This window comes from Streptomyces sp. 8N616 (genome assembly GCF_052246385.1).
Taxonomy (GTDB): Bacteria; Actinomycetota; Actinomycetes; order Streptomycetales; family Streptomycetaceae; genus Streptomyces.
Genome location: NZ_JBQQBY010000004.1, coordinates 194,376 through 207,841, shown reverse-complemented (window position 1 = coordinate 207,841; position 13,466 = coordinate 194,376). Strand labels below are relative to the sequence as shown.

General features: G+C 70.9%; 14 protein-coding genes and 1 pseudogene. 12 read left to right on the top strand and 3 right to left on the bottom strand.

Features of this window, described 5'->3' with window-relative positions; genetic code table 11:
- Complete coding sequence (locus ACTWQC_RS05490; RefSeq protein WP_443314377.1) at nt 1-600, top strand: hypothetical protein; 600 nt, start codon at nt 1-3, stop codon at nt 598-600.
- Here the strand turns inward: ACTWQC_RS05490 and ACTWQC_RS05485 are convergent.
- The 3 genes from ACTWQC_RS05485 to ACTWQC_RS05475 all read right to left on the bottom strand — a co-directional run bounded on the left by ACTWQC_RS05485 (nt 583) and on the right by ACTWQC_RS05475 (nt 4,057).
- On the bottom strand, nt 583-1,125 hold the full coding sequence (locus ACTWQC_RS05485; protein WP_443314376.1) for a hypothetical protein: 543 nt from the start codon (nt 1,123-1,125) through the stop codon (nt 583-585). The genes ACTWQC_RS05490 and ACTWQC_RS05485 overlap by 18 nt on opposite strands.
- Nucleotides 1,126-1,259: 134 nt before the next feature.
- The gene (locus ACTWQC_RS05480) at nt 1,260-3,209 is read right to left on the bottom strand and encodes a hypothetical protein (RefSeq protein WP_443314375.1); all 1,950 of its coding nucleotides are present in this window, start codon (nt 3,207-3,209) and stop codon (nt 1,260-1,262) included.
- Nucleotides 3,206-4,057, bottom strand: coding sequence for a hypothetical protein (locus tag ACTWQC_RS05475; protein ID WP_443314374.1), 852 nt, complete (start codon nt 4,055-4,057; stop codon nt 3,206-3,208). The genes ACTWQC_RS05480 and ACTWQC_RS05475 overlap by 4 nt, the downstream gene beginning before the upstream one ends.
- 442 nt (nt 4,058-4,499) lie before the next feature.
- Here ACTWQC_RS05475 and ACTWQC_RS05470 point away from each other — a divergent pair, with 442 nt between their 5' ends.
- From ACTWQC_RS05470 to ACTWQC_RS05420, 11 genes and pseudogenes are all read left to right on the top strand, one after another.
- Entirely contained in the window at nt 4,500-5,114 is a 615-nt protein-coding gene (locus tag ACTWQC_RS05470) for a hypothetical protein (protein ID WP_443314373.1), read from the top strand.
- A gap of 61 nt (nt 5,115-5,175) precedes the next feature.
- Nucleotides 5,176-6,042: pseudogene (locus ACTWQC_RS05465) on the top strand (hypothetical protein); the annotation flags it as partial.
- 368 nt (nt 6,043-6,410) lie between these two features.
- Entirely contained in the window at nt 6,411-7,763 is a 1,353-nt protein-coding gene (locus tag ACTWQC_RS05460) for a CpaF family protein (RefSeq protein ID WP_443314449.1), read from the top strand.
- Between the two features lie 11 nt (nt 7,764-7,774).
- Complete coding sequence (locus tag ACTWQC_RS05455) at nt 7,775-8,734, top strand: type II secretion system F family protein (protein ID WP_443314372.1); 960 nt, start codon at nt 7,775-7,777, stop codon at nt 8,732-8,734.
- A complete protein-coding gene (locus ACTWQC_RS05450; protein WP_443314371.1) occupies nt 8,731-9,648 on the top strand; it encodes a type II secretion system F family protein in 918 nt (305 codons plus the stop codon). The genes ACTWQC_RS05455 and ACTWQC_RS05450 overlap by 4 nt, the downstream gene beginning before the upstream one ends.
- Nucleotides 9,649-9,709: 61 nt before the next feature.
- A complete protein-coding gene (locus ACTWQC_RS05445; protein WP_443314370.1) occupies nt 9,710-9,985 on the top strand; it encodes a hypothetical protein in 276 nt (91 codons plus the stop codon).
- A 70-nt stretch (nt 9,986-10,055) separates the two neighbouring features.
- Nucleotides 10,056-10,583 carry a TadE family protein gene (locus ACTWQC_RS05440; protein WP_443314369.1) on the top strand — a complete coding sequence of 176 codons (528 nt, stop codon included), beginning with the start codon at nt 10,056-10,058 and terminating at the stop codon, nt 10,581-10,583.
- Nucleotides 10,584-10,755: 172 nt separating this feature from the next.
- Complete coding sequence (locus ACTWQC_RS05435; RefSeq protein ID WP_443314448.1) at nt 10,756-11,181, top strand: TadE/TadG family type IV pilus assembly protein; 426 nt, start codon at nt 10,756-10,758, stop codon at nt 11,179-11,181.
- A gap of 107 nt (nt 11,182-11,288) precedes the next feature.
- Entirely contained in the window at nt 11,289-11,726 is a 438-nt protein-coding gene (locus ACTWQC_RS05430) for a TadE/TadG family type IV pilus assembly protein (RefSeq protein ID WP_443314447.1), read from the top strand.
- A gap of 93 nt (nt 11,727-11,819) precedes the next feature.
- Entirely contained in the window at nt 11,820-12,464 is a 645-nt protein-coding gene (locus ACTWQC_RS05425) for a hypothetical protein (RefSeq protein WP_443314368.1), read from the top strand.
- Nucleotides 12,446-13,447 (top strand): hypothetical protein, encoded by a 1,002-nt coding sequence (locus ACTWQC_RS05420; protein WP_443314367.1) that lies wholly within the window; start codon nt 12,446-12,448, stop codon nt 13,445-13,447. The genes ACTWQC_RS05425 and ACTWQC_RS05420 overlap by 19 nt, the downstream gene beginning before the upstream one ends.
- Nucleotides 13,448-13,466: the final 19 nt, after the last annotated feature.

Genomic DNA, 13,466 nt, shown 5'->3' with positions numbered 1-13,466 from the left:
GTGGCGCACACGACGGACGTATCGGGCTGGGAGACGTGCGCGGTGTCGTTGCCCGAGCCGGACAATTGGCTGGTCCTCGACCTGAACTCCGAGGCTCCCCAGGAATGGGCGCAGGATACGGCACGTCGACACCTGGGCGAGGACGCCGAGCGCCGGTTCCACCACGCCTTCGCCCAGGACCTGATGCGTTTGGCGGAGGTCGCTCGGGCCAGACGGGCGCTGTCGGCGGGTGTCTTGGCACCCGCCCGAGGCCCCTCCATCGCCGTCCTCCACGTCCGTGAACTCAGGATTCCCATCGAGTCCTGCCGCCTGGAGGTGCTGCGGGCCGAGGCAGAACAGATCGAAGGCCCCTTTTTCCTGCTGCCACGCCTCACCGAGGTCGCATTGCCGCTCGGACCGGCCCTACGCGTGCACAGGATGGAACCGACCGATCCGGAGAGCGACTCCACGAAGGTGCTGGAAGGCGTCGCGCATTATGTCCTGCCCAGCCAGTTCCCTGGGACCGCCCTTGAGCTCGTGATGACCTGGGACACCCCTGAGCTCGGTGAGGCGCTCACGGCGATGGCCGACGAGATCGCGGCTTCAGCCCGTCTTGCGTGACTTCGGCAGCAGGCGTCCCAGACCGGATGCCTTGAAACGGTCCGATGAGGCGAGGACGGCGGCCGGAAGCCAGCTGAGACCAATCAGCGGGACAGCCAGGGCAGTCGTCACATTCTCGGGAAGCAGCCAGCCAAGCTGTGCAACGAGCACCGACACCGCAGCCAAGTAGATCGTGATGCACGCGACGCCCAGGAGTCGCCAGGCCCCCTGCTGAAGGGAGACACGGTCACCGTGGGCATCCGGCTTGACGACGGACAGCAGAATCACGGGCACGAGCATCCCTGCCAGTGCCCCGAACGCCAGACCTCCGACCACCGTGGCCCCGCGGCCGTCCTCCGGTAGGACAGCGGACAGAAGTTCGGTATTCCCGACGACCATGACCCGCATTCCACCGATCGCGGCCGCGGTCATGATCGCCAGAACGAGCAAGAGGCTCAGTGTGAATCCGAGCTTTCCCAACGACGACTTCTGCGTCCGCTGCTGCTGTGCCTGCTGCGCGCGCGAGGCCGGGGACGGATTGGCCATAATCGTTCGGTGTCCTCTGCATGAGGGGCCGCGGGCTCGCTGAGGATAGCCGCAGCTGCTCGGTGGCCCAAGAGTGGCCCAAGAAGGGCGTTCCGGTTCAGCGTCTCTCGGTCTCAGGCTGCGGTCGACCCCGCTCAGTCCGACGGAGCCCGCGGCGGGTCCGGCAGTGTGAAGCTGAACCAGCTGCGGGCGCGGGTGTACTTCGCCAGCAGCACGAGGGTCGCGACCACCGCCGGGATCGCCCCCAGGCCGATCGCCAAAGGCGGCAGGAACCAGCCCAGTTGTGCGATGCCGAGCGCGACGGCGAAGATCAGGCCGCCGATACGGGCCAGGCGCGCCGCGTTTCCCAGCAGAGCGCGGCGCCGTTCCGCCCGCGCCTCGCCACCGCCCCGCTCCGCGACCCCGCACAGCGCCAGCGCGAGAGCCGCGCCGAGTGCCCCGCCCCAGGCCGCGCCGGGCCAGAACATCGCCAGCGCGCCCTCCCTCGGAATCGTCAGCACCGCGCTGACCATGCCGCCGAACACGCCGCAGAATCCGAAGACACCCAGCGCCACCATGGTCAGCTGCCCGCGGACGAGTTCCCCCAGCCCCGGCCCTGCCCCCGGCCCCGGTCCTGACCCCGGCCCCGGTCCTGACCCCGGCTCCGGCCCTGCCCCCGGCTCCGGCCCTGCCCCCGGCTCCGGCCCTGACCCCGGCCCCGGCCCTGACCCCAGCCCCGGCCCTGCCCCCGGCTCCGGCCCTGCCCCGGTCCCCGCCCCCGCCCCCTCGGCCTGCCGCGGAGCGCGCGGGCGCAGGAAGACGGCGCCGGAGCAGGCGTACGTGGCCGGCACGCCCAGGATCAGGGCCAGCGCCGCGCCGAACAGGCCGCCGCTCTTGCCGCTGCCTCCATGAGCGGGGAAGGCGCCTTCCGCGTACCACGCGCCGACGGCCACCAGGAGCCCCACGGCCCAGTACGCGGCGATGAGCGCCCAGCCCGTGCCGATCCGGGCGCGCCGGTAGCGAGCGACGGGCGTCTGCAGCAGACCGGCGATCGGGACCGTGAGCAGATACCAGCCGACGATGATCGCCTCCAGCGCCCGGTCCCGGTCGGAAATGGCCTCGAACAGCGCGGGTGAGCTCCCGAGCCCGAATCCCTCCGGGACGGTGGCGACCAGGGTCACGAGGACGAGACCGGCGACGCCCGCCACGGCCCCCGCGGCGCGGCGCAGCAGCTTGCCGTAAGGGGTCGTAGGCTCCTGCGCGCCCTTGCGCAGCTGCACGCCGCCACGCGTACGAGTCGCCGCACGGCCGATCAGGTACTGCCGTACGCCCCACAGCACCGGGACCGTCAGTCCGCCGAGCGCGAGTGCGCCGAACGCACCGAGCACCACGCCCGGCACGAAGTACCCCGAGAACAGCCCCGGCAGGGTGTCCTCGGCGATCGGATCCGCCGCGGCAGGCGGCTCGTACGGCGGCGAACCGGCAGGCCCGGCCGGGGCTTCGGCGATGTACGACACGAGCTTGCCGAGCCGTTCGGCCAGTTTCAGATCGTCGGACAGGTCGTCGTAGTCGGGGCTGGTGATGGCGTCGGGGACGGCTTCGAGATACGCGGTGTCCAGTCTCGCCCCGTAGTTGACGAGCTCGACGTCGCCGTCGAGGGGGTCGGCCACGACGTACAGGCCGTCGCGCCGCGTCCCGTCGTGGAGGCGCTGCGCGAACAGCAGGCTGTCGCCCGCCGACTCGTCGTCCGGCCAGGACGGCACAGCGGCGACGTAGACAGGCACGTCCAGTCTCTCGATACGGTCGCGCAGCGCGGAGCGCTCGGCGGCCGTGAACGGGTCAGGGCTCTCGGGGTCGGTGTAGAGCGGCCCGCGGCGCAGCCCCTCCGAGACCCGTTCGGTGCGGGCGGCCATGTCGGCGGCCGTGGGCGGGGTGCTGTCGCTGGACGAGGTGTCGTCGAACCGCCACTGCGCGGCCAGCGCGATGAGGACGGCGGACGCGACGGCCGCGCCCAACACGGCGGCGAGGAACGGGGCGAGGCGGGTCGCGGGCCGTGTGCCGGGCCGTGCGGCCGCGCCGGCGCGCGTACGGAGTCTGCTGCTCATGTCTGGTTCCCCCGTTCCTCCGAGGAGGCGGGGAGGGTCCGGCGCCAGTGCCGCACGTACGGAGCGAGCACCAGGAGCAGCACCGGAACTCCCGCCAGCACGATCCCCGTTACGAAGCTCTGGTTCTTGCGGTCGGTGGGGGAGGTGTGCAGGGCGGCGGGCTCCTCGCCGGAGTCGTGGTCGTACTTCACGCGCGCCGCTTCGTAGCGCTGCCGTGCCTTCCCCGAGTCGAGGACCTCGACGAAGCGCCGGAAGCTCCGCTCGGCGCCCGCGTCGTAGGGCATTTCGTACGAGACGGCGTACGCGGCGTCGGCGGCGTCCTCGGCGGAGATGCCGACCCCGTAGGGGCGTGCGGCGCCCACGCTGCTTTCGTCCAGCAGGACGTACAAGCCGTCCCGCCCGAGCCGCGCGTGCACGGCATCCAGCAGCTTCTCGTCCGGTACGTCCGCGATCCCGACCGGCAGCGCCAGCACGTACACCGGCGCGTCGAGCCGCTCGGCGGCCCTGGCGAGCACCGGGGCGGCGGAGCGGGCGAGTTCGCGGGGCATCTGGTCGCTGATGTGGATCGGGTTACGGCGGAGCTGCCCGGCGAGGTACGCGACTTGGGCGCGGTCGGGCCGCCCGGACTCGGCGCGTACGGACTCGTCGCGTACGGACTCAGCGCGTACGGACTCAGCGCGTACGGAGTCGGCGCGTACGGACTCGGCGCGTACGGAGTCGGCGCGTACGGACGCCGTCGGCCCGGACTCGGCGGGTGCGGCGAGCGCGGCACTGGCGCCCATCGTCAGAACGGCCAGCCACGCCCCCACCGCGGCAAGTCCGGCCCGTACCCCGCGCGCCCGATGCACCCGCGCTCCGCGCAACCGCACTCCGTGAACCCGCATCCCGCTCCCCCCGTCCCCATCCCGTCCCCGTCCCCATCCCCGTGAAGGTCCCTCACGCGCCCAGATAATGGCATGGATGCGCAAGGTGATCGCCGCTGAGGGTTTGCGGCCCGATAACGACCGCTCCCTGCATCGTTTCACGATCAATGGCTCGCCTTGAGGCGCTTATGTGCTGCTGATACGGTGCGATGACTTGACAGCCTCACGCCAGCTGAGTATTCGCGCCGGGTGGGGCTGATTTGGCGTAGATGCCCGAATGTTGACTTGAGTTGCGGGGACGGGTGACGTGAAGGTCCAGGAGCGTGCGGGGGCGGGGAGTCACAGGGCTTCCGGAGCTGGTCAGCCGGTTGGGGACAGGCTTCCTACGGCACCCCGCGAGCGTAAGCCGGCGCTGGCTGCCCTCGCCGTGCTGCTCATCCTGATCGGTGCCCTCGGCACCACGGTTCTGGTGCTGCGCGCCGGAGAACGTATTGAAGTTGTGAAGATTACGGAGCCGGTGTCGGCCGGAAAGCGCGTCCCGCAGAGCGCGGTGGAATCCGTGATGGTCGCCAAGGATTCCGGTGTGCAATACGTGACATGGGATCAGCGTGATCTGCTCAACACCGAGTACTGGGCCGCCACCGATCTCACCGAGGGCTCGCTGCTCGTCGGGTCGATGCTGACCGGCAAGCCGGACATCGCCGACGGCAAGGCCCTCGTCGGCCTCTCCCTCAAGGACGGCCAGTATCCGAAGGGCCTCAAGGCCGGTGACACGGTGGCCCTTTACCGCGTCGGCAGCGATGCCGCCAGGGAGTCCGGCTCCAGCGGCTCCGACTCGGACACCGGATCCGGCACCGCAGCCGACAATCTGCTCGTGGCGAGCGCCCGGGTCAGCGAAGTGACCGAGACCAGCGGCGAGACCATCAGCAGCGGCGACCTCCCCGTCTCCGTCCTGGTCACCGCGGAAGAGGCGCGGGTGCTGACGCCCTCCGCCTCCGCCGGTGAGGTCGCCGTCGTACGCGTGCCGAAGAGCGCCAGTTGACAAGGGTGTTGGGGGGCACCGAGCCCACCCGGCGCAGCTAGGGGACAGGGACAAAAGGACAATGGCGCTCATCGCTCTCGCCGCCGACAAGGGTTCGCCCGGCGTCACCACCACCGCCGTGGCGCTCTCCGCCGTCTGGCCGCGGCGCGTGCTGCTGGCCGAGGCGGACCAGGCGGGCGGGGACCTCGTGTACCGCAGTGCCGCCGCGCACGGCGGGCCGCTCGATCCGAACCTCGGCATGCTCTCCGTCGCCGCCACCGCCCGCCGCGGCCTCGCCGCCGAGCAGCTCTGGGACCACGCCCAGCCCATGTCGGGCGGGCTCGAGGTGCTGGTCGGTCTCAGCAGTTCGGAGCAGGCCGCCGGTCTCGCCGGGCTCTGGCCGACCCTCGGCCGCGCCTTCACCGGGCTCGCCGACTCCGCGCACGGCGCTGCCGACGTCGTGGCCGACTGCGGCCGGATCGGCCCGGATTCGCCCAGCATCGACATGTTCCCGCAGGCCGCGCTCGTACTCCTGGTCGCCCGTACGGAGCCGGAGCACCTCGCCCGGATACGGGACCGGGCCGCGGCTCTGTCCGCCAAGCTGCACGGCTCGCACCGCGGCGCCGCCCAGCTCGGGCTGCCCCTGATCGGCGTGCTGCTCGTGGCCGACCCGGGCAACACCCGGATCGCGGGCCAGGTCAACGACATGCTCGTCGCCTCGCAGACCGGCGCCCGCGTCGTCGGCGTCATCGCCCACGACCCCGCAGGGGCGGACCAGTTGGCGGGCCGAAAGCGCGGCAGGCTGGAGAAGTCGCTGCTGATCCGCTCCGCCCGCAAGGTGGCGAGCGATCTGCACCAGCAGTTCGGCGCCGCGTGGGCCGGGCCCTCCGCGATGCCCGGCCCCGTCGGCCCGTCCGCGCATGGCGGCGGCCCGTCCGCGCATGGCGGTGGTCAGCCCATGCCGGGCGGCGGACCGGGCGGGCCGGCCGGCTACGGCAGCACCCAGGGCGGCGGCCAGCCCGGCCACTCCGGTCAGCCCGGCCACTCCGGCCAGCCGGGCCCATCCGGCCAGCCCGGCCACGGCGGCGGTCGGCCCGCGCCGGGCGGCCGTTCGGCCGCGCCGGGTGGCGGCCAGGGCACCATGCAGTACGGCGGTGCCGCAGCGCACGGCGACCCGGCCGGCCCCGTCGGTCCCGGCGCGATGCCGGGCGGCCCGGCCGCGCACGGCGGCGCCCCCGGTCCCATGCCCGGCGGCGGCTCCGCGCCGCCGCCCACCGGCTCCGCAGGGGTGGTCCGGTGAGCGGCACCGGTCACACCATGGGGCGGGGCCGTACTCTCAACGGCTCCGCGGGGCAGCAGTCCCGTAGCGCAGTCGACCACTCCCTCGTCAAGCGGTTCCGGCAGGAGGCCGGTGACCGCATCGCCGAGCAGCGCCGTATGGACCAGACGTCCGGCGTCGCGCCCATGTCGACCGAGGACGAGCGGCAGTACGCGCGCGCCGTCATAGCCCAGATACTCGAGGACCACGCCCGCTCCGAGATCAACTACGGGCGTACGCCGCTCGACGCCGAGACCGAGGAGGCGTACGCCGCGGCCGTGCACGCCGCCCTCTTCGGCGTCGGCCGCCTCCAGCCGCTGCTCGACGACCCCGAGGTCGAGAACATCGACATCAACGGCTGCGACCAGGTCTTCGTCGGCTACGCGGACGGCCGCGAGGTGCGAGGCGACGCCGTGGCCGAGACCGACGAGGAGCTCATCGAGCTCATCCAGGTCCTCGGCGCCTACTCCGGCCTCTCCTCCCGCCCGTTCGACTCGGCCAACCCGCAGCTGGACCTCAGGCTCCCGGACGGCTCGCGCCTGTCGGCCGTCATGGACGTCACCCGGCGCCCGGCCCTCTCCATCCGCCGCGCCCGCATGGGCAAGGTCTTCATGTCCGACCTCGTGGGCAATGGCACGCTCACCCCCGAGATCGGCAACCTCCTCGCCTGCGCCGTGCGCGCCCGCAAGAACATCATGATCGCGGGCGCCACGAACGCGGGAAAGACCACGCTGCTGCGCGCCCTCGCCAACGAGATCCCGCCGCACGAACGCCTCATCACCGTCGAGCGCGCGCTCGAGCTCGGCCTCGACACCTTCCACGACCTGCACCCGAACGTCGTGGCGTTCGAGGAGCGGCTGCCCAACTCCGAGGGGCAGGGCGCGATCAGCATGGCCGAGCTCGTACGGCGTTCGCTCCGTATGAACCCCTCCCGCGTCATCGTCGGTGAGGTCCTCGGCGACGAGATCGTCACCATGCTCAACGCGATGTCGCAGGGCAACGACGGCTCGCTGTCCACGATCCACGCGAACAGCTCGAGCGAGGTCTTCAACCGCATCTCGACCTACGCGCTCCAGGCGAACGAGCGGCTGCCCATCGAGGCCAGCCAGATGCTCATCGCCGGCGCGATCAACTTCGTCGTCTTCATCGAGCGCCGCAACAACTACGAGAGCGGCGGGCGGCTGCGCCGTACCGTCACCTCCATCCGCGAGGTCAACGGCGTCGACGGCCGCGTGCTGTCCAGCGAGGTGTTCGCGGAAACGCCCGACGGGCGGATCGTGCCGCACGCGCCCATCGCCTGCCTCGAAGAACTGACCGTCCACGGCTACCGGCCGACCGGGACCTGGGGGTGAACTGAGCGCGTATGAACTCCATTTCTTCCATGGGCGGGTTCTTCTCGCTTCCCGTGCTGTACGCGCTGCTGTGCGGCGTCGTCGCGGGCGGCGGCCTCGCGCTGCTGATCGCGGCGGTGCGCGGGCTGCCCGCCAAGCCCGAGCACGAGAAGGCCAAGGCGAGCGAACGGGCCGCCGAGCTCGCGCGGTTCGCCTCCCGCCGCGGCTCCATCGCCGCCGGCGCCGGCCTGCTGGTGCTGCTGCTGACCCGCTGGGCCGTCGCGGGCATCGCCGCGGGCATCCTCGTCTTCACCTGGGACAAGCTGTTCGGCGGGGCGGCCGAGGAGCGGGCCGCGATGCGCCGCGTCGAGGGCCTGGCGTCCTGGACCGAGTCGCTGCGCGACACCATCGCGGGCGCCGTCGGCCTGGAACAGGCCATTCCGGCGTCCGCGCGCGCCGCCACGCCCGCGCTGCGGCCGCACCTCGACTCGCTCGTCGACCGGCTGCGCTCCCGTACGCCGCTGCCCGACGCACTCCAGCACCTCGCCGACGAGATCGACGACGCGTCGGCCGACATCATCATCGCCGCGCTGATCCTCAACGCACGGCTGCGCGGCCCGGGTCTGCGCGAGGTCCTCGGCGCGCTCGCCAAGTCGGCGCGCGAGGAGGTCGACATGCGGCAGCGCGTCATGGCGCAGCGGTCCAGCACCCGGCGCAGCGTGCAGATCGTCGTCGGCGTCTCCATCGCCTTCGTCCTCGGACTCTCCGTCTTCAACCGGGACTTCGTGGCCCCGTACGGCACGGCGGTCGGGCAGCTGGTCCTGGCGTGCGTGTGCGGTCTGTTCGCGATGGGCTTCTTGTGGCTGCGCAAGCTCTCCAGCATCGACACTCCGGACCGCTTCCTGACGCGGGAGCAGCCGGCGGTCACGTTCGTACGGCCGCGCTCGGGGCATCCGCAGCAGTCCGCACATGAGGAGGTGGCGTCGCGATGACCGAGACGGTGCTGATCGGGGCGGTACTCGGCCTCGGGCTCTACGTCCTGCTGCGGGCCATGATGCCCTCGCGGCGCAGCTCGGTGTCGACCGTCGCGCAGATCGACGCGCTGCGGGCTCGCGGCGCGACGTACGCCGGTGGCGACCAGGCAGGGGACGGCGGCGGCAGGCTCGGCCCGATGCGGGCCCGCGTCGGACAGCGCGTCGCGGAGATCTACCTCCAGCAGGGGTGGGAGCAGCGGTCGCTGCGCGCCGACCTGGCCGTCCTCGGCCGCAGCTGGGAGTCCTTCCTGGCCACGAAGGTGCTGCTGAGCGCGGTGGGCCTGTTCTTCGGTCCGCTGGTCTTCGCGGTCATCTGGACGCTCGGCGTCGGCAGCAGCCCGGTCATCCCGATCTGGCTGGCGCTGGTCTTCGCGGGCATCTTCTTCATGCTGCCCGACCTGGAGGTACGGCGGGACGCGGCGGACAAGCGGCGTGACCTGCGGCGCGTCGTCGGCGCGTACCTGGACCTGGTCTCGATGAACCTCGCGGGCGGGCGCGGCCTGCCCGAGGCGCTCATGGCGGCGGCCGAGGTCAGCGACGGCTGGGCGCTGCGGCGCGTCCGCAACTGCCTTGCGGACGCGCGTATCACGGGTACGAGTCAGTGGCAGGCGCTCGGGAACCTCGGCGGGGAATTGGGCGTGGAAGAACTGAAGGACCTTTCGTCGTCGCTGGCGCTCGTCGCCGACGACGGCGCGAAGGTGCGGGAGTCGCTCGCCTCGCGTGCCGAGACGATGCGGCACCGGGAACTGGCGGAGATCGAGGGGGCGGCCGGTGAGAAATCGCAGTCGATGCTCGTGGCGCAACTGCTGCTGTGCGCAGGCTTTCTGGTGTTCCTGATCTTTCCGGCGGCGATGCGCGTGTTCCAGGTCTGAAACGGTCCGATTTTCTCCGACTTTCCCTGCTTCCCCACCCATTTGAGAGGACACACGAACCATGAACTCCGGATCCCGATTCGGCTTCGGCGGGCTCAGCGGACTGGGCCACCACCCGGCCGTCGACTTCCTGGTCACCTTCCTGCGGGGGCGCGTCGAGCGCGCCCGCTCGGGTGAGCTGGACCGCGGCGCCTCGGCGGTGGAGTGGGTGATCATCTCGGCGGTCGTGGTCGCGATCGTCGGCGTGGTCGCCGCCATCATCAACACCGCGCTGAGCGACGGCGCGAACAAGGTCGGCGACTGCATCAAGGGCGCCAGCGCGAGCAAGACCTGCTGACGCGGCGTACGGCTGAACTCACGGCTCAACAGACGGCTGAACTCACCAGGCTTTAACGGGGACTCGAATCATGAGACGCACCAAGGCACGGGCGCGCCATGCCGTGCGACGCAGACTGGAGGCTGCCCGCGGCGACAGCGGCGTGGGCGTACGCCGGTGCTGCGCGGGTGGTCGTACGGGCGGCAGCGGCCGGGGTACGGACGACCGGGGTACGGACGACCGGGGCATGACGGCCATCGAGTTCGTGCTGCTGACGCCGGTGCTGTTCTTCATGATCTTCGCGACGGTGCAGTTCGCGCTGTACTTCTTCGCGGACCACGTCGCCCAGGCGGCGGCCCAGGCGGGCGCGCGCGAGGCCCGCGCCCAGGCGGACGAGAACCCGGGCGGCTGGCGCGGCATGGCCAAGTCCAAGGCCGACGACTACATCGAACAGCTCGGCCCGAACCTGCTCATCGGCCCGCAGACCAGCCCCATCGCACCGGCGGCGAACACGGTGGGCGTGGAGGTCGAGGCGAACGTGCCGACGGTCTTCCCCGGTCTTGACCTGACCGTGTACGCGCAGTCGCGGGGCCCGGTCGAGCGATTCGTCGAGGACTGAGGGCTGAGGGCTGAGGACGATGGACGAGGCGAAGGTGCTCGAGGCCGAACGGGCGGGAGCCGAACGGGCCGAAGTCGAACGGGCGGGAGCCGGACGGGCCGAAGTCGAACGGGCGGGAGCCGGACGGGCGGGAGCCGAACGGGCCGAAGCCGGACGGGCCGAAGCCGGACGGGTGGGAGCCGAATGGATCGGGGGCCCACGTGCTGCAGGGGACTCAGGCCTGTCGACGGTCGAGGTGGTCATCCTCGCACCGGTGATGATCATGTTCATTCTGGTGCTGGTGGCCTTCGGCCAACTGGTCGACGGCCGTGGCGCGGTGGACGGAGCGGCACGCGACGCCGCCCGCGCCGGCTCGATCCAGAAGGAGCAGGGGATCGCCATGGCGGAGGCGCGGAAGGTCGCGGAGTCCGATCTCGCGGACGTGTGCGCGGGCGGCGTCGACGTGGTGAAGACGAGCCCGGGCTTCCAGCCGGGAGGCTATTTCACGGTCGAGGTCAGCTGCCAGATCCGAGGCCTCGGCATGCTGGGTCTGGACATCCCGACGAAGCTGACGGGCCGCTCGACGTCCCCCCTCGACCCGTTCCGGAGGGCAGCGTGAGCGGCGTGAAGACCCTGAAGGCCGTATCGGCTCCGGCCCCCGCCCGTGCCCACGCCGCCGCACCGGGCCCATACCCGGCCCGAGTCCGCGCCGCCGTATCCGCCCGCCTGCGCACGCTCCGCACTCGCCTGGACGACCGGGGCTCGGGCGCGGCCGCTGTCATCATCTTCGCGGTGCTGTTCCTGACCCTCGCCGCGTTCGTCATCGACGGCGGCCTGTCGATCTCCCAGCGCGAGCGCGCGGCCGACATCGCGGAACAGGCCGCCCGCTACGCCGCCCAGGACCTCGACAAGGAGGCTCTCCGCGAAGGCCGCGGCGGCCAGGCCCCGATCAACTACCAGAACTGCGGAGCCCGCGTCCAGGACTTCGCCCGCGAGGTCGGCCTCTCGGGCACCGACATCGCGGGTTCCCGCTGCCTGGACGGCGACGTCGACTTCGTCGAGGTGGAGGTCCAGCTGACGTACGAGCCCATCCTCACGGGTCTCTTCTACGACGGCTCGATCACGGTCCACGGCGAGGCCCGTGCCGAAGTCCGCACAGGATGACGGGGGTTTCGTGACACTGGCTGACTACCCTGATCTCCCCTGGACCCGACTCACCTTCAAACCAACCACGAAGGCACTGGGAGTACTTACCCCATGAAGATCCGATTCGTGAGCGCCGCGGCCGTGGCCGCGACGGGAGTCCTGCTGCTGACGACTGCGTGCGGGAGCGACGGCGGCGGCAAGGCCAACGACGAGATCGCGGGCGCGCAGAAGGAGGAGAAGGAGTCGGCGTCCCCGTCCCCCGAGGAGAAGGGCGCGCCTAAGTTCGACCTGCCGTCGGATGTCAAGGTCGTCGTCGACGCCGACAAGACCGGTGACAAGGCCAAGGACGAGGTCCTGAGGGACCACGGGTACGCGCTGATGGCGATGCAGGAGGCATACGCCGAAGCGGAGGTCACGGACAACTTCGACCGCTATTGGCAAGGCGAAGCCGCGGACAAGTTCCGAGCGGTCTTCGACGAATACAAGAAGAGCGGCACGACGATCACCGGAACCGACCGGTTCTACGGGCGGGCCGTACTGTCGCAGGAGGGCAAGAAGGCGCTCGTCACGTTCTGCGAGGACCAGAGCAAGGCGTTCGACAAGGACGTGAAGAGCGGCAAGGTCGACAGGGATGAGCCCAGCCTGGACTCCTTCATCGAGATTCGGACGGTACTCGAGAAGGGAAGCGCCGGGGCCTGGCAGATCACCGAATACTTGGGGCAGAGGGGGAGTAAGTCATGTCAAAAGGATGCCTGAGGGCCCGACGCGCAGCCACCGTCCTGGTGGCGGCAGCGATGGTGATGGGGTTGCACACCGTGATGGCGGCAGACGCCATGGCGGGTCGGGGCAATGGCACTGTAGACCCCAACCAACAGCGACAGCCGGATTCCGGCAGCGGTGACATCGGCTCCCAGGTTCAGTACAAGGTGACGAACAACGGCAGTGGCACCCCGATGACCAGCTCCAACTCCTCCTGGTCCCCGCCGCCGTGCTGGTTCGAACCGAGGTACACCAACGAGGAACTCGCCAAGCACAACGAGGAACTCGAGAAAAAAGGCCCGTATGAGGGCATCAGCCACGACACCCAGGACCGTCGGGAGCAGGAGACCGACGCGCACAAGGGCAAGAAGGGGATGTGGTACGAACGTACACCGGTGATGTCGCCCCGGTCGTGCAACATCGGTGAGCTCTGGATCTGGGTCGAGCCCCAGAAACCCGCCCCCGCGGAAGTGATCGACCCGGAGATCCTCGCCGGCCTCGCGTACGACCGCACCAAGCTGCCTGCCCCGCCCGTAGAGCTGCGGCCGGGTCCGGACAAGCAGGTCGTCAACCTCGACACCCAGGTCAAGTTCGCCCAGCCGCTGGACCGCGTGTGGGTCACGGCGAGCCTCAACAACGCCCAAGCCGGCGTGAACATCGCAGCGACCACCGTCGCGACGCCGAGCAAGCTGCGTATCGACGCCGGTACGGACTACGCCGACCCGCGGACCTGCGAGTACGACCTGGTGAAGGGCGACGGCGGCTACAAGGTGGACAGCGCCGGCTCGGACTGCAACATCCAGTACAAGAAGTCCTCGGGCGACGGCACGTACACCCTCGAGGCCGAGATCGTCTGGGACGTCCACTGGACCGCCTCGGCCAACCCCGACGACGCCCCTCAGCAGCCGGCCCTGCCGGACGGGCTGTCGGTGTACGAGGAGGACGTCACCGTCAAGGAGATCCAGACGATCGTCCGCTGACCGCTCCACCCCGCGAAGT